This window comes from Enterobacter hormaechei ATCC 49162 (assembly GCF_001875655.1).
GTDB classification, from domain to species: domain Bacteria; phylum Pseudomonadota; class Gammaproteobacteria; order Enterobacterales; family Enterobacteriaceae; genus Enterobacter; species Enterobacter hormaechei.
Map to the genome: position 1 here is coordinate 722,642 of NZ_MKEQ01000002.1, position 23,321 is coordinate 745,962.

Here is a 23,321-nt window from a genome sequence, read left to right on the forward strand (position 1 = left end):
GACATGGCAGCAACTTTTTCGGACGTCTGTGCCGTGGTGCCGGCCGCAGGTTTTGGCCGGCGCATGCAGACAGAATGTCCCAAGCAGTACCTCTCAATTGGTGATAAAACGATCCTCGAGCACGCCGTGGCAGCGCTGCTGGCACATGCCCGGGTGAAACGCGTTGTCATTGCCATCAGCCCCGGCGATGCGCGTTTTGCGCAGCTTCCGCTGGCAAATCATCCTCAGATTACCGTTGTTGACGGCGGCGCCGAGCGGGCCGACTCTGTCCTGGCGGGCATTCAGGCTGCCGGGAACGCGCAGTGGGTGCTGGTACATGATGCCGCGCGTCCCTGTCTGCATCACGACGATTTGTCGCGTCTGCTGGCCCTGAGTGAAACCAGTAAAGTGGGCGGCATTCTGGCCGCCCCGGTGCGTGACACCATGAAGCGTGCCGAACCGGGTAAACCGGCGATTGCGCACACCGTTGAGCGCGTGGATTTATGGCACGCGCTGACGCCACAATTTTTCCCCCGCGAACTGCTCCACGACTGCTTAACGCGAGCGCTTAAAGAAGGTGCCACCATTACGGACGAAGCCTCGGCGCTGGAGTATTGCGGTTTCCACCCAACGCTTGTTGAAGGGCGCGCTGATAATATAAAAGTGACGCGCCCGGAAGACTTACAGCTCGCGGAATTTTATCTTACCCGTACGACCCCTCAGGAGAAGGCATAATGCGTATTGGACACGGTTTTGATGTACACGCCTTTGGCGGCGAAGGCCCAATTATCATTGGCGGCGTGCGTATTCCTTACGAAAAAGGTCTGCTGGCGCATTCTGATGGCGACGTGGCGCTGCATGCGCTGACCGACGCGCTGCTGGGTGCCGCCGCGCTGGGCGACATCGGCAAACTGTTCCCGGACACCGATCCTGCTTTTAAGGGCGCGGACAGCCGCGAACTGCTGCGCGAAGCCTGGCGTCGTATTCAGGCCAAAGGTTACACCCTCGGCAACGTTGATGTGACGATCATTGCTCAGGCACCGAAGATGCTGCCGCACATTCCACAGATGCGCGTGTTTATCGCTGAAGATCTGGGCTGCCACATGGACGACGTCAACGTCAAAGCCACCACCACGGAGAAGCTGGGCTTTACGGGCCGTGGCGAAGGCATTGCCTGTGAGGCCGTGGCGCTGCTGGTGAAGGCGGCCAAATGACGGACTTTGACAACCTGACATACCTGCACGGAAAGCCGCAGGGCAATGGCCTGCTGAAGGCCAACCCTGAAGATTTTGTGGTGGTAGAAGATCTCGGGTTTGAGCCGGACGGCGAAGGCGAGCACATCCTGGTGCGCATTCTGAAAAACGGCTGCAACACCCGCTTCGTGGCGGACGCGCTGGCAAAATTCCTCAAAATTCACGCCCGCGAAGTGAGCTTTGCCGGGCAGAAAGATAAACATGCCGTGACCGAACAGTGGCTTTGCGCCCGCGTTCCCGGCAATGCGATGCCTGATTTAAGCAAATTTGAGCTTGAGGGCTGTAAGGTACTGGAGTACGCCCGCCACAAGCGCAAATTGCGACTGGGCGCCTTAAAAGGCAACCATTTCACGCTGGTGCTGCGTGAAGTAACCAACCGTGAAGACGTTGAAAAACGCCTGAACGCTGTCTGTGAACGCGGCGTACCGAACTACTTTGGCGCACAGCGCTTTGGCATTGGTGGCAGCAACCTGCTGGGCGCGCTGCGCTGGGCGCAAAGCGATGCACCGGTGCGCGACAGGAATAAACGCAGTTTTTGGTTGTCGGCGGCCCGCAGTGCGTTGTTTAATCAGATGGTGAGCGAACGGCTGAAAAAACCGGACGCGAATCAAGTTGTTGTCGGCGATGCGCTACAATTAGCGGGACGCGGAAGCTGGTTTGTGGCAACGGCCGAAGAGATGGCCGATGCCCAGTCGCGCGTGGACGCTAAAGCGCTGATGATTACCGCCGCCTTGCCTGGCTCAGGCGACTGGGGAACCCAGGGCGAGGCGCTGGCCGCTGAGCAGTCGGCGGTGGCGGATGCGCCAGAATTACAATCCTTGCTGGTGCGGGAAAAGGTCGAGGCGGCACGCCGGGCGATGCTCCTCTACCCGCAACAGTTGAGCTGGAACTGGTGGGATGACGTAACCGTCGAGTTACGCTTCTGGCTGCCGGCAGGTAGCTTTGCCACCAGTGTTGTCAGGGAACTTATCAACACGTCGGGTGATTATGCGAATATTGCTGAGTAACGATGACGGGATCCATGCGCCAGGTATTCAGACGCTGGCGAAACACCTCCGTGAGTTTGCGGATGTGCAGGTCGTGGCTCCCGATCGTAACCGCAGTGGCGCGTCTAACTCATTGACGCTGGAGTCTTCACTTCGCACCTTTACCTTTGAAAATGGCGATATTGCCGTACAGATGGGGACGCCGACCGACTGCGTGTTTCTGGGCGTGAATGCGCTGATGCGCCCGCGGCCAGATGTTGTGGTCTCTGGCATCAATGCCGGACCCAATCTTGGCGATGATGTGATTTACTCCGGGACCGTGGCCGCGGCAATGGAAGGGCGTCACCTGGGGTTCCCGGCGCTGGCGGTCTCGTTAAACGGCCACACGCACTATGACACTGCCGCCGCGGTGACCTGCTCCCTTCTCCGTGCGCTTGGCCGAGAGCCGCTGCGTACCGGACGTATTCTCAACATCAACGTGCCGGATCTCCCGCTGGACGAGATCAAAGGGATCCGCGTGACGCGCTGCGGCAGTCGCCATCCAGCCGATCAGGTTATTCCCCAGCAGGATCCGCGCGGCAATACCCTGTACTGGATCGGTCCGCCGGGCGATAAATGCGATGCCGGGCCAGATACCGACTTCGCGGCGGTGGATGAAGGATACGTTTCCGTTACGCCGTTGCACGTAGATTTAACCGCTTATAGCGCGCATGATGTGGTGTCGGACTGGTTAGATCGGGTCGGAGTGAACGCGCAATGGTAAGCAAACGTGTACAAACTCTTCTGGAACAACTTCGCGCACAGGGGATCCGCGACGAGCACGTGCTTGAGGCGCTTGCTCAGGTCCCGCGTGAGAAATTTGTAGACGAGGCGTTTGAACACAAAGCGTGGGAAAACGTGGCGCTGCCCATCGGGCAAGGCCAGACGATTTCGCAGCCCTACATGGTGGCGCGTATGACGGAGCTTCTGGAGTTAACGCCAGACTCCCGCGTACTGGAAATTGGCACCGGTTCAGGGTATCAAACCGCGATCCTGGCCCACCTTGTGCACCATGTCTGTTCCGTGGAACGGATTAAAGGCTTGCAGTGGCAGGCGCGCCGTCGCCTGAAACAGCTTGATTTACATAATGTATCGACACGCCACGGCGATGGATGGCAGGGTTGGCAGGCTCGCGCCCCGTTTGACGCCATCATTGTCACGGCAGCGCCTCCTGAAATCCCCGCTGCACTTCTCTCGCAGCTGGATGAGGGGGGTATTCTTGTTTTGCCCGTCGGGGATGAGCAGCAGCTTTTAAAGCGCGTTCGTCGGCGCGGCGGCGAGTTTATTATCGATACCGTGGAAGCCGTACGTTTTGTGCCCCTGGTTAAGGGCGAGCTGGCCTGAGACTCGGATTTTTCCAGGGTTATTAAGGCAAATTCAGCGTATGGTGTGGCGCGATAGGTTCGTGCCATCACGGTTATTTTTAAGTCACTGGTAGTTAACACATTCCTGGGGGATAAATGAGCGCGGGAAGCCCAAAATTCACCATCAGCCGTGTTGCGGCATTATCACTGGTTTCGCTCTGGCTGGCAGGCTGTACAAATTCGAATAACGCGCCAGCGCCTGTCAGTTCCGTCAATGGAACCAGCGGCTCGGGTAACACGTCCAGCGGAATGTTGATCACCCCTCCGCCTAAAATGGGCACCTCAACGGCGCAGCAAACTCCGCAGATCCAGCCGGTCCAGCGTCCAGTTACGCAGCCTTCGCAGATTCAGCCAGTGGATCAGCCTGTTCAGACCGAAAATGGCCGCATAGTGTATAACCGTAAGTATGGGAACATTCCGAAAGGTAGCTATACCGGCGGCAGCACCTATACCGTGAAGCGCGGCGATACGCTGTTCTACATTGCCTGGATCACCGGGAACGATTTCCGCGATCTGGCACAGCGAAACAACGTCCAGGCCCCGTATGCTCTGGAAGTTGGACAAACGCTTCAGGTTGGCAACGCGACGGGGACACCGCTTACGCCAGGCAACACCGTTTCGGCTGCCGACGTAACTGCGCAAAATAACAGCGTTACCCCTGCACAAAAAACCACCACGGTGGTTGCTTCACAACCTGTAATTACGTATTCTGAGGATTCAGGTGATCAGAGTGCTAACAAAATGTTGCCGAATAATAAAGGTACTGCGACTGTTGTCACAGCACCGACTACGGCACCTGTGGTTAGCTCTACTGTACCGACTGCAAGCAGTCAGAATGCCAGCTCGTCAATCACCACCTGGCGCTGGCCAACTGACGGCAAGATTATCGAGAACTTCGCCACCTCTGAGGGGGGTAACAAAGGGATCGATATCGCAGGCAGTAAAGGACAGGCAATCATCGCGACCGCAGACGGACGCGTTGTCTATGCCGGTAACGCACTGCGCGGTTACGGTAATCTTATTATCATCAAACATAATGATGATTACCTGAGTGCCTACGCCCATAACGACACTATGCTGGTCCGGGAACAACAAGAAGTTAAGGCGGGGCAAAAAATCGCTACCATGGGTAGCACCGGAACCAGTTCTACACGCTTGCATTTTGAAATTCGTTACAAGGGGAAATCCGTAAACCCGCTGCAATATTTACCGCAGCGATAAATTGACGGGGCATGCCAGCCAGGGTGTCTCGTCCAGGGATCACGGGTAGGAGCCACCTTATGAGTCAGAATACGCTGAAAGTTCATGATTTAAATGAAGACGCGGAATTTGATGAGAACGGAGCAGAGGCTTTTGACGAAAAAGCCTTAGTAGAAGAGGAACCCAGTGATAACGATTTGGCTGAAGAAGAGCTGTTATCGCAGGGTGCCACACAGCGTGTGCTGGACGCGACTCAGCTTTACCTTGGGGAGATTGGTTACTCCCCACTGCTAACGGCCGAAGAAGAAGTCTATTTCGCACGTCGTGCTTTGCGTGGTGATGTTGCCTCGCGTCGTCGCATGATCGAAAGTAACCTGCGACTGGTCGTGAAAATTGCCCGCCGTTACGGCAATCGTGGTCTGGCTCTGCTGGATCTGATTGAAGAGGGCAACTTAGGTCTCATCCGCGCAGTTGAGAAGTTTGACCCGGAACGCGGGTTCCGTTTCTCAACCTACGCGACCTGGTGGATTCGTCAGACCATCGAACGGGCTATTATGAACCAGACCCGTACGATTCGACTGCCGATTCACATCGTCAAAGAGTTGAATGTTTATCTGCGTACTGCGCGCGAGTTGTCCCATAAGCTGGACCACGAGCCAAGTGCGGAAGAGATTGCAGAGCAACTCGACAAACCGGTTGATGACGTAAGCCGTATGCTGCGTCTCAACGAGCGCATTACCTCGGTTGACACCCCGCTGGGTGGCGACTCCGAAAAAGCGCTGCTGGACATCCTGGCCGATGAAAAAGACAACGGCCCGGAAGACACCACGCAGGACGATGACATGAAACAGAGCATCGTCAAATGGCTGTTCGAACCGAACGCCAAACAGCGTGAAGTGCTGGCACGTCGTTTCGGTTTACTGGGGTATGAAGCTGCGACACTGGAAGATGTCGGCCGTGAGATTGGCCTGACCCGTGAACGTGTTCGTCAGATTCAGGTTGAAGGGCTGCGCCGCCTGCGTGAAATCCTGCAAGGGCAAGGTCTGAATATCGAAGCGCTGTTCCGCGAGTAAGCAACCATTCGTCAGAAAAGGCCCGTCGTGAGACGGGCCTTTTTTATGCCTTACGGCTGCGCTGTTTCGTGCAGCAAACGCCAGGTGATGTTATCCCCTTCCTGATTAAGCACCGCGGTTGACCAGCGCACGTTTACGGGCTGGCCTGGCCGGGTTTGCGTCTCCCGGTAATGGAGCACCGCGCCGTTGTCCCATGTCTGAAGCGTTGTTAACGCATCAATACCGATCCTGAGCCCGGGTCGGGTTCCCCGCTGCGCATATAAAAAGTGGGCAAGCGCGTGATGATCTAAAGGGTTGCCACTCGGTGGAATCATCAGAAAATCCGGACGGAAACGGGCGAGCAGGGCGTCCTGATCGCCTTCGCCTGCACCTAACCAGTTTTCAAGGGCGACGTGAATGTCGAGGATCTCTTGTTCGAAATGGGTCATGCTTGCTCCTGTTGCAGTTGCGCAAGTAACTGCGTGTTGTTAAGACGGTAGACGTACAGTACGGGCAGTAGGGTGATGACGGCGGCAAAAACAAACATCCAGTGCCAGGCGGCCAGCGGCGCGAGATAATCCTGCATGAAGCTCAGCGCCTGCGCCAGCAGCAGAGCGCCCGCAAAAAAGCTCAACTGACGATTCAGATTCCATAGCGCGCTGGCATCAGGCATATCTTCCGGTCGCATCGTCAAAAACGCGCTGCTCTGAGCCGTACTGCTGCAAAGGCTTCCCCCCGCGCCCATCAACGCAAACGCAACGGCAGGTAACAGCATTGCCGGGCCGACGTTAATTAAAAGCAAAATGCCCGTCGCCTGCAAAAGGCAACCGATAACCACCAGCGGCCGGGGGCCGATACGGTTGAAATAGCGTCCTGTTGCGGTGATAGCCAAAAACGAAGCCACAGACCATGGCAGCATAAGCATGCCCGTTGCGGCGGGCGTCATATTGGCCTCGCTCTGGAGGTAATACATGCCCGTTACGTTCACGCCGATAAAGATGCCGGGTACGCACACATAGATAAGCATGGATAAGCGCAACAGCGGATCCGTCAGCAAAGACAGGTTTACTGTCCTGGTGGTGTTTATCGGTGACGGTTCTGTTTTAAGCCACGCGCAGGCCAAAGCAAAGGTGACAATGGCGACGGGCAGGGTGGCAAAAAATATCCAGCGCCAGCTGAATGCCTGAACCAGCATACCGCCCACCGCCGGTGAGCAGGCGGGGGCAAGCAGTGCGACCAGCATCACCGCCGAGGAGAGTCTGGCCCGCTCATGAGGCTTAAACTGTTGCCAGGTCAGCGCCTGACCAACCGGGATCAATAAACCCCCTCCAGCACCCTGCACGACTCGCCAGGCAATCAGACTTTCCAGCGAAGATGAGAGACCCGCCGCAACGGAGGCCGCGCTAAAGAGAAGCAGTGACAGCAGGATAACGCGCTTCGGCCCGATGCGGCGCGTCAGGATACTGCTGAAAGGGATGACTAACGTCAGTCCGGCAATGTATCCGTTACTTACCCAGGCAAGCGCGGAAGGTGTGGTATTGAAAGCGCGAGCCATCGCCGGAAAGGCGACGCTGGCAATAAACATGTTTATCAAATCAAGGAAAAAGCCGAGCAGAAAGACGACGGCGATTTTGCTGCGATACGTCATGGAAGTTCCTCCGGTGAGGTGGCGTATCGTATCGGCCCGCGCGTTACGGATAAACGCGACAAACCACGATATACTGTCAACATTATTTTGACAGTTAACCAGGCAAGCGATGCTTAGTTTACAGCGTACGGAGATGTTTATCGCCGTAGCGGACACCGGCAGTTTCACCGCCGCGGCGGAGGCGATGGGGCTGACAAAAGCGGTGGTCAGCTTTCATATTCGTCAGCTTGAAGAGGAGCTGGGCGTCACCCTGTTGCTGCGAACCACCCGACGCCTGACGCTGACCGAGGCGGGGAAGCTCTTTCATCAACGAAGCGTGGTGCTGTTACGGGATGCAGAGCGATTGCAGGATGATGTTCGCGCCAACCATGCCGGGCTGACGGGAGAACTGCGGATCACCACCACGCCCGAATATGGCTCGCAGGTGGTGGTGCCTTTGCTGGCTGAATTTAGCCAGCTGCACCCGGACCTCCGCGTGCGGCATGTCTCGTCCTCTTTGCATGCCGATCTTATCGCCGAGCGCTTCGATGTCGCTATCCGGCTCGGCACGCTTGCCGATTCGCGCTACCACGCCGCGTTGATGACCTCCTTCACCATCCTGCCCGTGGCAACACCAGGCTGGCTGGCAAACCATCCGGTTGACTCGCTGGATCAGCTGGCAGAAGCGGACTGGATCATTCATGAGCGTTTAACGTCGCCGCTGCGCTGGCAGGTGAGAGGTGTTGATCGGCATCCGGTTTCCTTTGAGATCAAGAAAGCGCCGCGCCTGTATGCAGACAGCGCCCAGGCGCTGATGGCTTTTGCCCTCGCGGGATGTGGGGTGGCGCTGCTGCCGGAGTGGCTGGTACGTAACGCACTGGATGCGGGGGAACTGGTCTCGCTGTTACCGGCGTACACGTTTGCTCAGCAGGGCATCTATGCCGTTTATCCCGATGCCCGGCATGTGCCCGCGAAAGTGCGAACATTTATTGATTTTATGCGCGTCAGGGTGACTTAATCCTGCATCATCTTTTTGATGAGCGCTGAAAATTGCTCTCGTTCCGCGCCGTTAAGACGCCCTAAAAACGCCTCATCCACCTCATTTCCAATCGGTTTACTGCGCTCAAGCAGGGCCTCACCTTCGGCCGTCAGAAAGACAAAACGACGGCGCTTGTCTGCCGGATCGTGCTCGCGCCTGACCAGGCCGCGTGCTTCCATACGGCTCAGCATTTCTGCCAGCGTCGCTTTGGTGCTCACTGCGACTTCAGTCAGTGCAACCTGCTCAATGCCAGGATTTTCAGCAATTGACCGCATCACCGCATATTGTGGCTTGGTCAGTTCGGGCAGTGCGTGCTGCCACTGGGCGGTATGCTGTTGAAAAAGCTGACGTAGCAGATGGAAAGCTTCTTGTCTTAACTCCATGGACACTCCGACGGATAAATACTCCCTCTATGATAGCCGCTCTCGGGCTGAATTTTAACGCGAGAGTTTTTTAGCGAATAGTGTGATCGCATGCGAATGATCTTGTCAGCAGCAGGATCCAGGCGTAGTTTAATTAATATGTTCGTATACGAACAAACTAATTGAGGTGCTGAATGAGATTGATTGTGGGAATGACGGGCGCGACGGGTGCGCCATTAGGCGTGGCGTTGTTGCAGGCGCTGCGGGAAATGCCGGAGGTGGAAACGCACCTGGTGATGACGAAGTGGGCAAAAACCACGATTGAGCTGGAAACGCCCTTCACTGCGCATGACGTTGCTGCACTGGCGGATGTCGTCCACAGTCCGGCCGATCAGGCTGCCACCATCTCCTCCGGCTCGTTTCGCACCGACGGCATGATCGTCATCCCGTGCAGCATGAAAACGCTGGCGGGGATCCGCGCGGGCTACGCCGAAGGGCTGGTAGGGCGTGCGGCAGACGTGGTGCTGAAAGAGGGACGCAAGCTGGTGCTGGTTCCCCGCGAGACGCCGCTCAGCACCATTCATCTTGAGAACATGCTTGCCCTTTCCCGCATGGGCGTGGCGATGGTGCCGCCTATGCCTGCGTACTACAACCACCCGCAAACCGCCGATGACATTACCCAGCATATCGTGACCCGCGTTCTCGACCAGTTTGGTCTGGAGCATAAAAAAGCCCGACGCTGGGAAGGTTTGCAGGCAGCGAAACATTTTTCACAGGAGAATAAAGATGGCATTTGATGATTTGAGAAGCTTCTTGCAGGCGCTCGATGAGCAAGGGCAGCTGCTGAAAATTGAGGAAGAGGTAAACGCGGAGCCGGATTTAGCGGCGGCCGCCAACGCTACCGGGCGCATTGGCGATGGCGCGCCTGCGCTGTGGTTCGATAATATTCGCGGCTTCACCGATGCCCGAGTGGTGATGAACACCATCGGCTCGTGGCAAAACCACGCCATTTCGATGGGGCTGCCAGCGAATACTTCGGTGAAAAAACAGATCGACGAGTTTATTCGTCGCTGGGACAAATTCCCCGTCACGCCAGAGCGTCGTGCCAATCCTGCCTGGGCGCAGAACACGGTGGACGGAGAAGATATCAACCTGTTCGACATTTTGCCGCTGTTCCGCCTGAACGACGGTGACGGGGGCTTTTATCTCGATAAAGCGTGCGTTGTCTCCCGCGATCCGCTCGACCCCGACCACTTCGGCAAGCAGAACGTCGGCATTTACCGTATGGAAGTGAAGGGCAAGCGTAAGCTCGGCCTGCAACCGGTGCCGATGCATGATATTGCGCTGCATCTGCATAAGGCAGAAGAGCGTGGCGAAGACCTGCCCATTGCCATTACGCTGGGTAACGATCCGATCATCACCCTGATGGGCGCCACGCCGCTGAAATACGATCAATCCGAGTATGAGATGGCTGGCGCGCTACGCGAAAGCCCGTATCCGATTGCGACGGCTCCGCTGACCGGTTTTGATGTGCCGTGGGGGTCGGAAGTGATCCTGGAAGGGGTGATTGAAGGCCGGAAACGTGAAATTGAAGGACCATTCGGTGAGTTTACCGGACACTACTCTGGCGGGCGCAACATGACCGTTGTGCGCATTGATAAAGTCTCTTACCGCACCAAACCCATTTTCGAATCTCTCTACCTGGGGATGCCTTGGACCGAGATTGATTATCTGATGGGACCCGCCACCTGCGTGCCGCTCTATCAGCAACTGAAGGCGGAATTCCCGGAAGTGCAGGCGGTAAACGCCATGTACACCCACGGTCTGCTGGCAATTATCTCCACTAAAAAGCGTTACGGCGGTTTTGCCCGTGCGGTCGGGCTACGCGCCATGACCACACCGCACGGTCTGGGTTACGTGAAGATGGTGATTATGGTGGATGAAGATGTCGATCCGTTTAACCTGCCGCAGGTCATGTGGGCGCTTTCATCGAAGGTTAATCCGGCGGGCGATCTGGTGCAGCTTCCGAATATGTCTGTGCTGGAACTTGACCCTGGCTCCAGCCCGGCGGGGATCACCGACAAGCTGATCATTGATGCCACCACCCCTGTTGCCCCGGACAACCGTGGTCACTACAGCCAGCCGGTACAGGACCTCCCTGAAACCAAAGCCTGGGCCGAAAAACTGACCGCGATGCTGGCAGCACGTCAATAAGGAGGAAAAAATGATTTGTCCACGTTGTGCCGATGAACATATTGAAGTAATGGCAACATCACCGGTGAAAGGTGTCTGGACGGTATATCAGTGCCAGCACTGTCTGTATACCTGGCGCGATACCGAACCGCTACGCCGTACCAGCCGCGAGCATTACCCGGAAGCCTTCCGCATGACGCAGAAGGATATTGATGAGGCGCCGCAGGTGCCAACAATCCCGCCGCTGCTGTAAAAAAAGCCCGGTGGCGGCTGCGCTTACCGGGCCTACGGGTTTTGTAGGCCGGGTAAGGCGAAGCCGCCACCCGGCAAAAAAGACCGCAGAGAACTAAACCAGACTCTTCAACCGGTAAATCCACTCCAGCGCCTGACGCGGCGTTAGTGAATCCGGGTCGAGATTTTCCAGCGCTTCCACGGCTGGAGAGGTCTCCTCCGGGGCCGCCAGCAGTGACATCTGCGTACCATCTATCTGCGTAGCAGCCGCATTCGGTGACAAGCTTTCCAGCTCACGCAATTTCTGACGCGCGCGTTTGATCACCTCTTTCGGCACGCCCGCCAGCGCGGCGACGGCCAGGCCATAACTCTTGCTTGCCGCGCCGTCCTGCACCGTGTGCATAAAGGCGATGGTGTCGCCGTGCTCAAGCGCATCAAGGTGGACGTTAGCCACACCTTCCATTTTTTCTGGCAGCTGTGTCAGTTCGAAATAGTGCGTCGCGAACAGCGTCAGCGCCTTGATTTTATTCGCCAGGCTTTCCGCACACGCCCAGGCCAGAGACAGGCCGTCATAGGTGGAGGTGCCGCGTCCTACTTCGTCCATCAACACCAGGCTGTTTTCTGTCGCGTTATGCAGAATGTTGGCGGTTTCGGTCATCTCGACCATAAAGGTAGAGCGACCGCTCGCAAGATCGTCTGCCGCACCCACACGGGTAAAAATACGATCGACAGGGCCAATCTCAACCTTCTGCGCCGGAACATAGCTGCCAATGTAGGCGAGCAGCGCGATAAGGGCTGTCTGGCGCATATAGGTACTTTTACCGCCCATATTGGGGCCGGTAATGATCAGCATTCTTCGCTGTGGTGACAGGTTCAGCGGGTTGGCAATAAACGGCTCGTTCAGCACCTGCTCAACCACCGGGTGGCGGCCTTCGGTAATGCGAATGCCGGGTTTGTCAGTAAAGGCTGGACAGGTGTAGTTCAGCGTATCGGCGCGCTCGGCCAGGTTAACCAGGACATCCAGCTCGGCCAGCGCAGCGGCGCTCAGTTGCAGGTCAGCCAGGTGCGGCATCAGGATGTCGAACAGCTCGTCATACAGCTGCTTCTCCAGCGCCAGCGCTTTACCCTTCGACGTGAGCACTTTGTCCTCGTACTCTTTCAGTTCGGGAATAATGTAGCGCTCGGCATTTTTCAGCGTCTGGCGGCGAACGTAGTGAATCGGGGCCAGGTGGCTCTGCCCACGGCTGATCTGAATATAGTAACCGTGTACCGCGTTGTAGCCGACTTTCAGGGTGTCTAGCCCCAGACGTTCACGCTCGCGGATTTCCAGCTTATCAAGATAATCCGTCGCGCCATCGGCCAGCGCACGCCATTCGTCCAGCTCTTCGTTGTAACCCGGAGCAATAACCCCGCCATCCCGCACCAGAACAGGCGGCGCATCAATGATGGCGCGTTCCAGCAGTTCGCGAAGCTCGGTAAACTCGCCCATGGTTTCGCGCAGCTTTTGCACCGGCGCGCTGTCGATCTCTCCCAGCTGTGCGCGCAGTTCCGGCAACTGCTGGAAAGCGTGACGCATACGGGCGAGATCGCGTGGACGCGCGGTGCGCAATGCCAGGCGCGCAAGAATACGCTCAAGATCGCCCACCTGACGCAGCACCGGCTGCAATTCGGTGTAACGATCCTGCAATGCGGCAATGGTTTGCTGGCGGCCGATCAGCGTGTCGGTGTTGCGGATCGGCATATGCAGCCAGCGTTTGAGCATACGGCTGCCCATAGGGGTAACCGTGCTGTCGAGAACCGACGCCAGCGTGTTTTCAATGCCGCCCGCGAGGTTCTGAGTGATCTCCAGGTTGCGGCGCGTGGCGGCATCCATGATGATGCTGTCCTGCTGACGCTCCATGGTAATGGAACGGATATGGGGCAGGGCGGTGCGCTGCGTATCCTTAACGTACTGCAACAGGCAGCCAGCGGCACACAGCCCGCGCGGGGCATTTTCCACACCAAAGCCAATCAAATCGCGCGTGCCAAATTGCAGGTTGAGCTGCTGGCGCGCGGTATCAATTTCGAACTCCCACAGTGGGCGACGACGCAGGCCGCGGCGACCTTCGATCAGCGCCATCTCGGCGAAATCCTCTGCATAAAGCAGTTCTGCCGGATTGGTGCGCTGTAGTTCAGCCGCCATGGTTTCACGGTCAGCCGGTTCGCTCAGGCGAAAACGACCGGAGCTGATATCCAGCGTGGCGTAGCCAAACCCTTTACCGTCCTGCCAGATCGCCGCCAGCAGGTTATCCTGACGCTCCTGAAGCAGGGCTTCATCGCTGATGGTGCCCGGCGTGACGATACGCACGACCTTGCGCTCAACGGGGCCTTTGGACGTTGCCGGGTCACCAATTTGTTCGCAGATGGCGACAGACTCGCCCTGGTTCACCAGCTTCGCCAGATAGTTTTCAACCGCGTGATGCGGGATGCCCGCCATCGGGATTGGCTCACCTGCCGACGCGCCACGTTTCGTCAGGGAAATGTCGAGCAGCTGAGATGCACGTTTCGCATCGTCATAAAAAAGCTCGTAAAAATCGCCCATACGGTAAAACAGCAGAATTTCCGGATGCTGTGCCTTCAGCTTCAGATACTGCTGCATCATCGGCGTATGTGCGTCGAAATTGTCGATTGTGCTCATGGAGTTATGATATCCATTTCTTTGAAAATATTACGCTTTGAGCGGCTCAATGGCCGATTGTTCCTTCTATTGTCGCATGAAAAAAAGGTGCGGCGCAGAAAAAAGTCACGACTTTACGAGGCATCTTCCGCCATTAATTCAATGATGATTTTCCCGTGCTCGACGCCCACCCGAACCTGCGAGTTGGTGGTAAATCCCGCTTTTTCAAGCCAGTCGCCTTTCAGGCTCAGCGCAGCGTGTACGCTGTACCGTTTTGGGATCTTCGTTTTACGGTCTTCATGACGTTTTCTGAAGTAACCCACTTTCAAGTGACGGTAGGGTTTGGCGATTGCGATCTCTTGCATAAGCGCTCCGGTGAATGCGGTCAAAGGTGGTTATTTATGCCTGTATAAAATACCAGTAAAACGCAGGGGAAGGAGGGGTAATTCTGGAAGGACGCTTCAGAAAACGGAATGCAATGACTGAAAATGTGCAGATAAAAAGGTATTATAAATGCACTTTATTGTTGGGGACGACGTTATGTCCGGTAAACGTATTTTACGAGAAAAAAAGACGATCGCCAGAATGATCGCCCTGTACGAAAACAGGTGTCCGCAAGCCATAAAAGAAGAGGGGCACTATCCGGCGCTTAATGCGTATGCCGATAAGCGGCTGGATAAATGCGTGTTTGGTGAGGAAAAACCCGCCTGCAAACAGTGCCCGGTGCACTGCTATCAGCCCGCCAGACGGGAAGAGATGAAGCAGGTGATGCGCTGGGCAGGGCCACGTATGTTATGGCGTCATCCGATTCTGACCATCCGTCATCTGATCGACGATCGCCGTCCGGTTCCGGAATTACCGGAAAAGTATCGGCCCAAAAAATAATCGACTCAGCGCCGCAGTGGGCGACAAATCACGCTCAGGGCGATGGCGCTGCACAGCGGAAATACCGCCAGCAACAGCCAGGGGTAAATGGCTTGCGTTGAGGGCACCAGCGCCTTGTCCAGCAGGCCCCCTAACGCTAAATTCCCCGCCAGTACCGCGACGCCGCCAGCGGTTGAGAGCGCGCCATAGTGCGCCCCAAGCGTTGACTCCTCGGCAAAAAGTGGGATCAAATCTTTTGCCGACGGCACCAGCAGCATCTGTCCGAGCGTTAAAAGCGTAACAAGGCTTGCAGAGGGCAGCAGGCGCAGCCAGCCCTCCGGCGGCGCTGTCGCGGCAAAGAGCGCCACGGTGGCAAACGCGGCGGAGAGCAGCAAAAAGCCCACCGGTAAGATCCTCACCGCGCCAACCTTTCGGGCGAAGCGGGCGAGAGGCAATTGCAGAACAATAATCAGCACCGAGGCCAGCATAAACAGCGGCCCCAGGTCTTTTTCGTTACCCCCGGCGCGCTGGATCTCCACCGGCAGCGCCAGATAAAGCTGGTTATAGCTTAACAGCCATGAACTGTAGGCAATGATAAAGGCGACGAAACGCGGCTGACGAAACGTCGTCCACCAGGGCAGAATTTTCAGCGGCTTCGTGCTGTGATGCGCCGCAGGCAGGCAGAAAAAGAGCACGATGAGCGCAACGATAAATATCCCGGCACCAGCGAGCGCAACCTGACGAAAACCCAGCCCCGTCAGCAGGGCGCCCATCACCGGGCCGAGTACGGCGCCGAGTTCACCGCACACCGCGAACAGCGCAAACCACTCCGCGCGGCTGCGTTTACCTTTCGCCTCGCTTTGCGTTCCCGCTTTGGCCAGCAGGGCTTCTATCGACGGTGAGAACAGCGCACCTCCGACGCCCGTCAGACAGGCCCCCAGAATAATGGGCCACAGAGATTGCCCGAAGGCCAGCAGCAGATAACCCGCCACACGGACAATGCAGCCGCTGAGGATCACGCTCTTCGCGCCAAACCGGTCTGAAAGCGCACCGCCGACAATAAACATCCCCTGCTGGGAAAAAGTGCGCAGCCCCAGCACCAGCCCAATCAGCCCGCCGGAGAGCAGCATATCGTCACGTAAGAAGATCGCCAGGAAGGGGACGACTGCGTAAAAGCCGATATTAAACACAAACTGGCTGCCCAGCAGAACGGGCGGCCAGAGGGTGGCGGCAGGGCGAAGAGGCATAGTTTTAACTCACCCTTACACGATGAAATGGATGTGCTTTTTGCCGTGGTACGGCGAGATCTCGATTCTGGTTTTCACTCTGAACACATCCCAGAGTAACGCCTCGGATAAGATTTCCTGCGGCGTTCCGGTCGCCACAATCTGCCCTTGCTGCATCACAATCAGCGAGTCACAGAACATGGACGCGTGGTTAAGATCGTGGATGGCGACGATGCTGGTCACTGGCAGCTCACTGATAAGCTGCATCAGCTGCATTTGATGATGAATGTCCAGATGGTTGGTTGGTTCATCCAGCAGGATCTCGGTGGGCGTTTGCGCCAGCGCGCGGGCGATATGTACCCGCTGACGTTCGCCGCCGGATAAGCTCTGCCAGCCTTGTTCGCTGCGATCCAGCATATCCACACGTTGCAGGGCGGCGGTGACGGTTTCGTCATCCTGCGCGCTCCAGTTCGAGAAGGGAGAATGGTGCGGAATACGCCCCAGTTTCACGACGTCGCGCACCCGCATATTGGCGTCGGTCATCCCGTGCTGTTCCACAAACGCCACGCGGCGCGCCAGCTGCTTTTTGGCAATACGGGCAATGTCCTGTCCGTCCAGCGTTACGCACCCGGCATCCGGGCGGCGCAGACCCGCCAGAATGCGCAACAGCGAAGATTTACCGCAGCCGTTAGGGCCGAGCAGACCCACCGTTTCACCCCGCGCCACCTTGAGCGACACGTTATTGACGATGACTTTTTTGCCTACCTTCCAGGTGATATTGTCGGCGCAGATGCTCATCACTTATTCCTTGAGCGGTAGATAATCACGGCGAAGAACGGCACGCCCACCAGTGCGGTAACGACGCCAACCGGCAGGCTTTGCGGGGCAATCAGCATCCGCGAGGCGATGTCGGCCAGCACCATCAGGATCGCCCCCGCCAGCGCGCTGGCTATCAGCAGCGTACGGTGCAGCGGCCCGAACAGGAAACGCATGAGGTGCGGCACCACCAGTCCGACAAAACCAATAGACCCCGCCATACTGACGATGGTCGCGGTGATCAGCGCGGTGGTGGTGAACAAGGCCAGGCGCACCCAGGGTACGGCAATGCCCAACGAGGCGGCGGCGTCATCACCAAAGGTAAAGGCGTCCAGCGCCCGGGAATAGTAAAGACAGACGGCAAGGCCCGCCAGCACGACAACCAGCGCCAGCTGGAATTCTGGCCAGCGCACGCCGCTAAAGCTGCCCAGCAGCCAGAACATCACGTCACGCGCCTGTTGTGCGCTGGCAGAAGTGCTGATGGTGTAGGCGGTAATGGCGTTAAACAGCTGAGAGGCCGCCACGCCCGCCAGGATCGTGCGTTCATTGCCGCCACGTGCGCCGTTGGTCAGGAAGGCGACGAAGGCAAACGCCGCAAAAGCGCCAGCAAACGCGCCCGCAGAGAGCGACACCGCGCCGGTGCCGATGCCCAGAACGACGACCGACACTGCACCCGTGGACGCGCCAGCAGACACGCCGAGCACGTAAGGTTCCGCCAGCGCGTTCTTCAAAAGGCTTTGCAGCACGGCGCCGCAGATGGCTAACCCGGCCCCGCAGCAGGCCGCCACCAGCGCGCGGCTGAGACGAAAGTCCCAGATAACGCTTTCATAGATACGGTTGAGCGGAACGTCGGTCAGCCCCAGCTTATTACCAATGGCGTAAAAGACGTTGGAGAGCGGAATCGACAGCTCACCGACGCTCACGCCGAGGGCTATCACAAGAAACAGCAGGACGACGGCAAGCAGAGCAGAGGTGGTCAGAAACAGGCCCTGTCGGGCCTGAAGTACGGCTGCCGTCATCAGTTCAGTCCCAGTTTTCTGAGCTGTTCACCGACCTGCTCAGCACCGTAAAGCGTACGGATGGTCGGGTTCATGGCCTGGCCGTCCATCACGACGATATGGCCTTTTTTGACAGCATCAAGCTGGCTGACGGCAGGGTCGCTTTTGAGAAATTTGATTTTTTCTTCCGCGTTATCCAGCGCCCAGCGGTTACGATCCAGGCTGGAGACCACAATCACGTCCGGATTTGCGGCAATAATGCTTTCCCAGCCCACGGTCGGCCATTCGGATTCTGAGGTAATGGCGTTATGACCACCCAGCACGTTAGCAATAAAGCCGGAGGCGCTGTTTTTGCCGCCGACATAGGCATCAGCCGACGGCGAGGAGCTTGAGAACCAGAACACAAAGGAGAGGTCTTTTTTGTTTTTGCCAAATTCCTGGCGCAGGTCGGCTTCACGTTTTTTGAAATCGGCGATAACGGCCTGACCGCGCGCTTCCACGTTGAAAATCTTCGCGAAATCTTCAATCTCTTTATAAAGGTAGGTCATGTCCCACAGCGCCTGGCGGCTGCCGTACATGTCCCCTGCGGCTTTTTTGGTGGCGCACATGCCCGGGGATAAATAGCTGTTTACGCCAACGGTGGCCAGGTCTTCGCGTTTTGCGACCTTACTTTCCGGTCCGAGCAGCAGCGGCAGCTGTGCAGGAACAAAATCAGGGTTTTGCGCAAGGATGGATTCAAGCGTCGGAATTTCGACGGTCAGGGTTTTGATTTTTGCATTCTGCTCAGCCAGCTGCGGCAATACTTTGGTCGGCCAGAAGGCGCTGGCTTTCACCTTATCTTCCAGACCCAGCAGAAGCAGGATCTCGACGGTATTCTGACCCAGGGCCACGACGCGTTCCGGCGCTTTGGTGAACGTCTCTTTATATCCGCAGTTTTCTATCGTGAGCGGATACGTGGTAGCCAGAGCTGTACTCATTGATGCCACCGCCAGGCCTAACGCGCAGAGAACCTTTTTCATTAAACGCTACCCTTCATTAAAATTATTTTGATGCAAATGAAACGCATTATTAAGGCGGAATTTTATACAGAGGAAAATATATTGTGTCAATGTGGGACAATTACGCAGGGTGATGAAAGGCGGCGCCATAAGCGGCGCCGGAATGACGGGTTAAAGCAGGCTCTCTTTATCGATTCCCAGACGCTTCATGCGCGAGAGCAAGGTGGTGCGTTTCAGCCCCAGCCGCTGGGCTGCGCCCTTAGGCCCGGCGACCACGCCGTTGGTCTCCTTCAGCACGCGCATAATGCGCTGATATTCATCTTCTCCCTCTTTCGCAAGCGCGGTTGCGGCCACGGGTGTTTCAGGGAGAGCAACCTCTGGCAGGGAGAGCTGGAGCACGTTCCCGCGCGTCAGCAGAACCGCGCGCTCAATGACGTTTTCCAGCTCGCGTACGTTCCCCGGCCACTCCATCGCCGAGAGGGTGCGTAGCGTTTCGGCAGGAATACTGTCGATATTCCGCCCCATCCGGCGGGCAATCTTCGCGGTAAAAGCTTTCACCAGCAGCGGAATATCTTCCGGGCGCTCGCGCAGCGGCGGCAGGCAGATCGGGAAGACGTTCAGGCGATAGTAAAGATCGCTGCGAAACTCGCGGTCGGCGACCATTTTTTTCAGATCGCGGTTGGTGGCGGCAATCAGACGCACGTCAGTCTGGATCAGCTTGTTGCTGCCGAGGCGCTCAAATTCCTGCTCCTGCAAAACGCGCAGCAGTTTAGGCTGTAGCTCCAGCGGCATATCGCCCACTTCGTCGAGGAACAACGAGCTTTTATCCGCCAGTTCAAAACGGCCCAGCCGCTGGCTACTGGCGCCGGTAAAGGCGCCGCGCTCGTGGCCGAACAGGTCGCTTTCCAGCAGTCCCGCAGGCATCGCCGCGCAGTTCATCTTCACCATCCGGCGGCTGTTGCGGTTGCTCAGGTTGTGAATGGCGCGGGCAATCAGCTCTTTTCCGGTGCCGGTTTCACCGAGGATCAGCACCGTGCTGTCGCTCTGCGCCACCATTTCCACCTGCTTGAGGACGCTGTACATGGCATCGCTGCGTCCGATGATTTCGCCAAACTCGCTGTCCACGTTGTTGAGCTGTTCGGTCAGGGCCAGGTTTTCGTCCACCAGCCGCTCCTTCAGGCGATGGATCTCCTGATAGGCGAGGGCGTTATCCAGCGCAATGGAGATACGCTCGGCGATCTGGCGCAGCAGCTTCAGGTTGGCGGTGGTAAATACGGCTTCATCGCACTGCGCCAGTTTAAGCACGCCCAGCATGGTGTTTCCGGACATCAGCGGCAGCAGGCACAGGGTCTGGATCTTGTTGCCCCAGGTGTTGAACAGCATGCGTTCGTAGGGGGCTACCGGATCCTGTTCGCTGAGATTCAGCAGCAAGATCTCTTTGCTTTTGAATACCCGCTCGGACAGCGTTCCGGCCTCGTCCACTTCACTCTGCTCGTGCGCCGGGTTAGCTTCATCGAGGTAGTGGGTGGAGTAGATGTTCAGCTTGCCTTTCCGGTTGCCGCGTAGCGCAATGCTGATGGCGTCGATTTTAAAATAGTGGTGGATCTCTTTTGACACTTCGCTGACCAGCTCATCCATATCGAGGCGGGAGAGCACGGCGTTGGTGATGGCGACCAGAATGCGGAAGTTATCGCGCTCGCGGCTCAGCAGGTCGTAATCCACGTTATTGGTGACGCGGCTTTGGATCTGCTCCGCGACAACGGCCACAATCTGGGTAAAGGTGTGCAGGCGTTCGTACTCCGCCTCGCTCCAGGGCTGGTCGGTATTGCGGATAAACTCGCAGCCGCCAAAAATTTGCCCTTCCACCGCCAGCGGTAGCATGCTGTAGTGGCCGAACGGGCGGTAAAGGTTGCTCTCTGCCAGCTTCGGCCAGGCCTGGCGAAACTGGTCATAATTGCAGTGCAGCGCTTCCGGGCGGGAGAGAATACGCCGCACCGGCCCGTGGGCCAGAAACGTTTCATCCTCATATTCGAAGATTTTGCCGTTATCACGCGTTGAGAAATAGCTCGCGCGGTGGGTTGCGCTATGCCAGAGCACAATGGCGGCGCTGTCCGCCAGCGCTGATTGCCTGACCAGCCGCGTCAGGGTATCGCTTAGCGCACCCAGGTCGGGCTGTTGTAAAAGTGTGCGCGTGATGTCAAACAGGCCCTGCTGTCCAAGATCGCTCATCGGTGTATACGGCATTATTGCTTTCCAATAGAAACTGGCAAAAAGAGAAATTCAGCGCTGACCGCTTTTGGCGCGGCCTAGCAAATTCGGGGTAACGGTTCAGCGTGCGGCAGATCCAGCGTGCGCTTCACGCCGTAAAGCCCGGTCAGGCGCACCCCTTTGCGCTCAACCACGTCGCCGATGATGGCCGCGTCTTTCCCTAAGGGATGCGCTCTTAACTGTGCAAGTACGGCTTCCGCCGCCGACCGTTCCACGCCGATCACCAGCTTGCCCTCGTTGGCAAAGTTAAGCGGGTCTAGCCCTAAGAGTTCGCACAGCCCGCGTACGGCAGGCTTAACGGGCAGGCCGCGCTCGGTCAGCTCAATCCCGCAGCCGCTGCTTGCGGCAAATTCGTGTACCACGGCATTCACGCCGCCTCGCGTGGCATCGCGCAGGGCTTTTACGCCCGGCATGTCGCGCAGCGCCTGGATCAGCGGCGTGAGTACTGCGCAGTCGCTGCGAAGCTCGCCATCCAGCCCTAAGCCTTCGCGCAGGTTAAGAATAGTCGCTCCGTGGCAGCCCAGCGTGCCGCTGACAATCAGCACGTCGCCTGCGCAAAGCTGCTGCGCGCCCCAGTGAATGCCGGCGGGGATCGCCCCCATGCCAGCGGTGTTGATGAAAAGCTTATCCGCCGCGCCGCGCTGTACCACCTTGGTATCCCCGGTCACGATGGCGATACCCGCCTCGCGGGCGGTGCGCGCCATGCTGTTGACCACCGCCGTGAGGGTCTCCATCGGTAGACCTTCTTCAAGGATAAACCCGCAGGAGAGGTAGCGCGGAAGGGCACCGCTGACGGCGACGTCGTTTGCCGTGCCGCAGACGGCGAGCTTGCCGATATCGCCGCCCGGGAAGAACAGCGGGTCAATCACATAGCTGTCGGTGGAGAAGGCCAGCCTGTCGCCGTGTGCGGTGAGCGTTGAGAGCGCGATGCGCGCCTGATCCTCCTGCTCGGCGAGCCAGGGGTTATCAAAGGCGTCCATGAACAGCCGGTTAATCAGCTGCTGCATCGCCTGTCCACCGCTTCCGTGCGCCATTTCCACCGTGTTCATGCTTCACACTCCTGGTTGCGATATTGATACCACGCGGCGCATGCCCCTTCGGAAGAGACCATCAGCGCGCCAAACGCGGTTTGCGGGTTACAGGCGTTGCCAAATAACGGGCAGTGATGAGGTTTACATTTGCCGGTGAGTACGTCGCCACAGCGGGCGCGGGGATCGTCGCACACCTGTTGCGGCTGCGGGCGGAAATGCGCTTCGGCGTCGAACGCGCGATACGCGGGCGTCAGGTGTACGCCGGATCCGGTAATCAGCCCCAGTCCGCGCCACTCGCTGTCGCCTTCGACGCTAAACACGTCGGCGATTGCCTGCTGTGCCCGTCTGTTTCCTGCATCGGGCACCACGCGACGATACTGATTTTCCACCGTACTCAGGGCCGCTATTTTCTGCTCAACCAGCATGGCCACGCCTTGCAGTAGATCAAGTGGCTCGAAACCAGCCACCACTAACGGACGATTGTACTGTTCAGCGATAAAACCGTAGGCTTCTGTGCCAATCACCATGCTGACGTGGCCTGGCGCCAGAAACGCATCGATACCGTTATCCGGCGCTTCAAGCAGGCTGCGCAGCGTGGGAATAAGCGTGATGTGCTGGCAGAAAAAGTAAAAGTTAGTGACGTTGCGGGCTTTCGCCTGCTGGATCGTGATGGCGGTGGCGGGCATGGTGGTCTCAAAACCCAGCCCGAAAAAGACGACCTTGCGCTCAGGGTTATCCATTGCCAGCGTCAGGGCATCCATCGGCGAGTAGACGATCCGCACGTCCGCGCCGCGCGCCTTCGCCTGGAGCAGCGAGCCATTTTTCCCCGGTACGCGCATGGCGTCGCCAAAGGTGCAAAAAATCACACCGGGGCGGCTGGCGATGTCGAGACAGCTGTCGATACGCCCCATCGGCAGCACGCACACCGGGCAGCCGGGGCCGTGGATAAACTCGATGTTCTCCGGCAGCAGCTGGTCGAGGCCAAATTTAAAGATGGCGTGGGTGTGTCCGCCGCACACCTCCATGATCCGCAACGGTTTTTCTTGCGTGTAGTCCAGCAGCGACGCGCGGGTTTTCAGGCGTTCGATAAGCTGTAACACCTGCTCAGGTGCGCGATATTCATCAACGTAACGCATGGG

Annotated in this window: 25 protein-coding genes; 12 read left to right on the plus strand and 13 right to left on the minus strand. The window is 57.6% G+C overall.

The window, feature by feature from the left end:
• The first annotated feature begins 3 nt into the window (after positions 1–3).
• The 5 genes from ispD to BH712_RS22565 are packed head-to-tail and all read left to right on the plus strand — an operon-like array spanning position 4 to position 3,601.
• On the plus strand, positions 4–714 hold the full coding sequence (ispD, locus tag BH712_RS22545) for a 2-C-methyl-D-erythritol 4-phosphate cytidylyltransferase (protein WP_000741569.1): 711 nt from the start codon (positions 4–6) through the stop codon (positions 712–714).
• Positions 714–1,193 (plus strand): 2-C-methyl-D-erythritol 2,4-cyclodiphosphate synthase, encoded by a 480-nt coding sequence (gene ispF / locus BH712_RS22550; protein WP_006811766.1) that lies wholly within the window; start codon positions 714–716, stop codon positions 1,191–1,193. The genes ispD and ispF overlap by 1 nt, the downstream gene beginning before the upstream one ends.
• Positions 1,190–2,239, plus strand: coding sequence for a tRNA pseudouridine(13) synthase TruD (gene truD / locus BH712_RS22555; protein WP_006811765.1), 1,050 nt, complete (start codon positions 1,190–1,192; stop codon positions 2,237–2,239). Before ispF ends, truD begins: the two co-directional genes overlap by 4 nt.
• On the plus strand, positions 2,220–2,981 hold the full coding sequence (surE, locus tag BH712_RS22560) for a 5'/3'-nucleotidase SurE (RefSeq protein ID WP_006811764.1): 762 nt from the start codon (positions 2,220–2,222) through the stop codon (positions 2,979–2,981). Before truD ends, surE begins: the two co-directional genes overlap by 20 nt.
• Complete coding sequence (locus tag BH712_RS22565; protein WP_000253882.1) at positions 2,975–3,601, plus strand: protein-L-isoaspartate(D-aspartate) O-methyltransferase; 627 nt, start codon at positions 2,975–2,977, stop codon at positions 3,599–3,601. The genes surE and BH712_RS22565 overlap by 7 nt, the downstream gene beginning before the upstream one ends.
• 94 nt (positions 3,602–3,695) lie before the next feature.
• On the opposite strand, the gene BH712_RS25230 is transcribed toward BH712_RS22565, so the two are convergent.
• The gene (locus tag BH712_RS25230) at positions 3,696–3,836 is read right to left on the minus strand and encodes a peptidase (RefSeq protein WP_226865043.1); all 141 of its coding nucleotides are present in this window, start codon (positions 3,834–3,836) and stop codon (positions 3,696–3,698) included.
• Here BH712_RS25230 and nlpD point away from each other — a divergent pair.
• On the plus strand, positions 3,769–4,842 hold the full coding sequence (nlpD, locus tag BH712_RS22570) for a murein hydrolase activator NlpD (protein ID WP_226865359.1): 1,074 nt from the start codon (positions 3,769–3,771) through the stop codon (positions 4,840–4,842). The two genes, BH712_RS25230 and nlpD, sit on opposite strands and share 68 nt — an antisense overlap.
• Positions 4,843–4,901: 59 nt before the next feature.
• Positions 4,902–5,894, plus strand: coding sequence for an RNA polymerase sigma factor RpoS (rpoS, locus tag BH712_RS22575; RefSeq protein ID WP_006811761.1), 993 nt, complete (start codon positions 4,902–4,904; stop codon positions 5,892–5,894).
• A 50-nt stretch (positions 5,895–5,944) separates the two neighbouring features.
• Here rpoS and BH712_RS22580 read toward each other — a convergent pair whose 3' ends face one another.
• The gene (locus tag BH712_RS22580) at positions 5,945–6,322 is read right to left on the minus strand and encodes a DUF4440 domain-containing protein (protein ID WP_006811760.1); all 378 of its coding nucleotides are present in this window, start codon (positions 6,320–6,322) and stop codon (positions 5,945–5,947) included.
• Positions 6,319–7,521, minus strand: a complete 1,203-nt coding sequence (locus BH712_RS22585) for an MFS transporter (protein ID WP_006811759.1) — start codon at positions 7,519–7,521, stop codon at positions 6,319–6,321. Before BH712_RS22585 ends, BH712_RS22580 begins: the two co-directional genes overlap by 4 nt.
• Before the next feature lie 109 nt (positions 7,522–7,630).
• On the opposite strand from BH712_RS22585, the gene BH712_RS22590 reads away from it, so the two are divergent.
• A complete protein-coding gene (locus tag BH712_RS22590) occupies positions 7,631–8,518 on the plus strand; it encodes a LysR family transcriptional regulator (RefSeq protein ID WP_006811758.1) in 888 nt (295 codons plus the stop codon).
• Here the strand turns inward: BH712_RS22590 and BH712_RS22595 are convergent.
• Positions 8,515–8,922 carry a MarR family winged helix-turn-helix transcriptional regulator gene (locus tag BH712_RS22595; RefSeq protein WP_006811757.1) on the minus strand — a complete coding sequence of 136 codons (408 nt, stop codon included), beginning with the start codon at positions 8,920–8,922 and terminating at the stop codon, positions 8,515–8,517. The genes BH712_RS22590 and BH712_RS22595 overlap by 4 nt on opposite strands.
• 173 nt (positions 8,923–9,095) lie before the next feature.
• On the opposite strand from BH712_RS22595, the gene BH712_RS22600 reads away from it, so the two are divergent.
• The 3 genes from BH712_RS22600 to BH712_RS22610 are packed head-to-tail and all read left to right on the plus strand — an operon-like array spanning position 9,096 to position 11,347.
• Positions 9,096–9,698 (plus strand): non-oxidative hydroxyarylic acid decarboxylases subunit B, encoded by a 603-nt coding sequence (locus BH712_RS22600; RefSeq protein ID WP_006811756.1) that lies wholly within the window; start codon positions 9,096–9,098, stop codon positions 9,696–9,698.
• The gene (locus tag BH712_RS22605) at positions 9,688–11,115 is read left to right on the plus strand and encodes a non-oxidative hydroxyarylic acid decarboxylases subunit C (RefSeq protein ID WP_006811755.1); all 1,428 of its coding nucleotides are present in this window, start codon (positions 9,688–9,690) and stop codon (positions 11,113–11,115) included. Before BH712_RS22600 ends, BH712_RS22605 begins: the two co-directional genes overlap by 11 nt.
• A 10-nt stretch (positions 11,116–11,125) precedes the next feature.
• Positions 11,126–11,347, plus strand: coding sequence for a non-oxidative hydroxyarylic acid decarboxylases subunit D (locus BH712_RS22610; protein WP_003862116.1), 222 nt, complete (start codon positions 11,126–11,128; stop codon positions 11,345–11,347).
• Positions 11,348–11,440: 93 nt separating this feature from the next.
• Here the strand turns inward: BH712_RS22610 and mutS are convergent, their stop codons facing one another.
• Together mutS and BH712_RS22620 are read right to left on the minus strand one after the other, a co-directional pair.
• Positions 11,441–14,002 (minus strand): DNA mismatch repair protein MutS, encoded by a 2,562-nt coding sequence (gene mutS, locus BH712_RS22615; RefSeq protein WP_006811754.1) that lies wholly within the window; start codon positions 14,000–14,002, stop codon positions 11,441–11,443.
• Between the two features lie 113 nt (positions 14,003–14,115).
• A complete protein-coding gene (locus BH712_RS22620) occupies positions 14,116–14,346 on the minus strand; it encodes a SymE family type I addiction module toxin (RefSeq protein ID WP_006811753.1) in 231 nt (76 codons plus the stop codon).
• Positions 14,347–14,521: 175 nt separating this feature from the next.
• Here BH712_RS22620 and BH712_RS22625 point away from each other — a divergent pair, with 175 nt between their 5' ends.
• Entirely contained in the window at positions 14,522–14,866 is a 345-nt protein-coding gene (locus BH712_RS22625) for a nitrous oxide-stimulated promoter family protein (RefSeq protein WP_169313208.1), read from the plus strand.
• Positions 14,867–14,871: 5 nt separating this feature from the next.
• Here BH712_RS22625 and BH712_RS22630 read toward each other — a convergent pair whose 3' ends face one another.
• The 7 genes from BH712_RS22630 to hypD form a co-directional block, all read right to left on the minus strand.
• The gene (locus BH712_RS22630) at positions 14,872–16,092 is read right to left on the minus strand and encodes an MDR family MFS transporter (protein ID WP_006811751.1); all 1,221 of its coding nucleotides are present in this window, start codon (positions 16,090–16,092) and stop codon (positions 14,872–14,874) included.
• 15 nt (positions 16,093–16,107) lie between these two features.
• Positions 16,108–16,869 (minus strand): siderophore ABC transporter ATP-binding protein EitC, encoded by a 762-nt coding sequence (eitC, locus tag BH712_RS22635; protein ID WP_006811750.1) that lies wholly within the window; start codon positions 16,867–16,869, stop codon positions 16,108–16,110.
• Complete coding sequence (locus BH712_RS22640) at positions 16,869–17,906, minus strand: FecCD family ABC transporter permease (protein WP_006811749.1); 1,038 nt, start codon at positions 17,904–17,906, stop codon at positions 16,869–16,871. Before BH712_RS22640 ends, eitC begins: the two co-directional genes overlap by 1 nt.
• Entirely contained in the window at positions 17,906–18,904 is a 999-nt protein-coding gene (gene eitA / locus BH712_RS22645) for a siderophore ABC transporter substrate-binding protein EitA (RefSeq protein WP_006811748.1), read from the minus strand. Before eitA ends, BH712_RS22640 begins: the two co-directional genes overlap by 1 nt.
• A 150-nt stretch (positions 18,905–19,054) precedes the next feature.
• Positions 19,055–21,127 (minus strand): formate hydrogenlyase transcriptional activator FlhA, encoded by a 2,073-nt coding sequence (gene flhA, locus BH712_RS22650; protein ID WP_006811747.1) that lies wholly within the window; start codon positions 21,125–21,127, stop codon positions 19,055–19,057.
• Positions 21,128–21,189: 62 nt separating this feature from the next.
• A complete protein-coding gene (hypE, locus tag BH712_RS22655) occupies positions 21,190–22,200 on the minus strand; it encodes a hydrogenase expression/formation protein HypE (RefSeq protein ID WP_006811746.1) in 1,011 nt (336 codons plus the stop codon).
• On the minus strand, positions 22,197–23,318 hold the full coding sequence (hypD, locus tag BH712_RS22660) for a hydrogenase formation protein HypD (protein ID WP_006811745.1): 1,122 nt from the start codon (positions 23,316–23,318) through the stop codon (positions 22,197–22,199). Before hypD ends, hypE begins: the two co-directional genes overlap by 4 nt.
• Between the last annotated feature and the right edge of the window lie 3 nt (positions 23,319–23,321).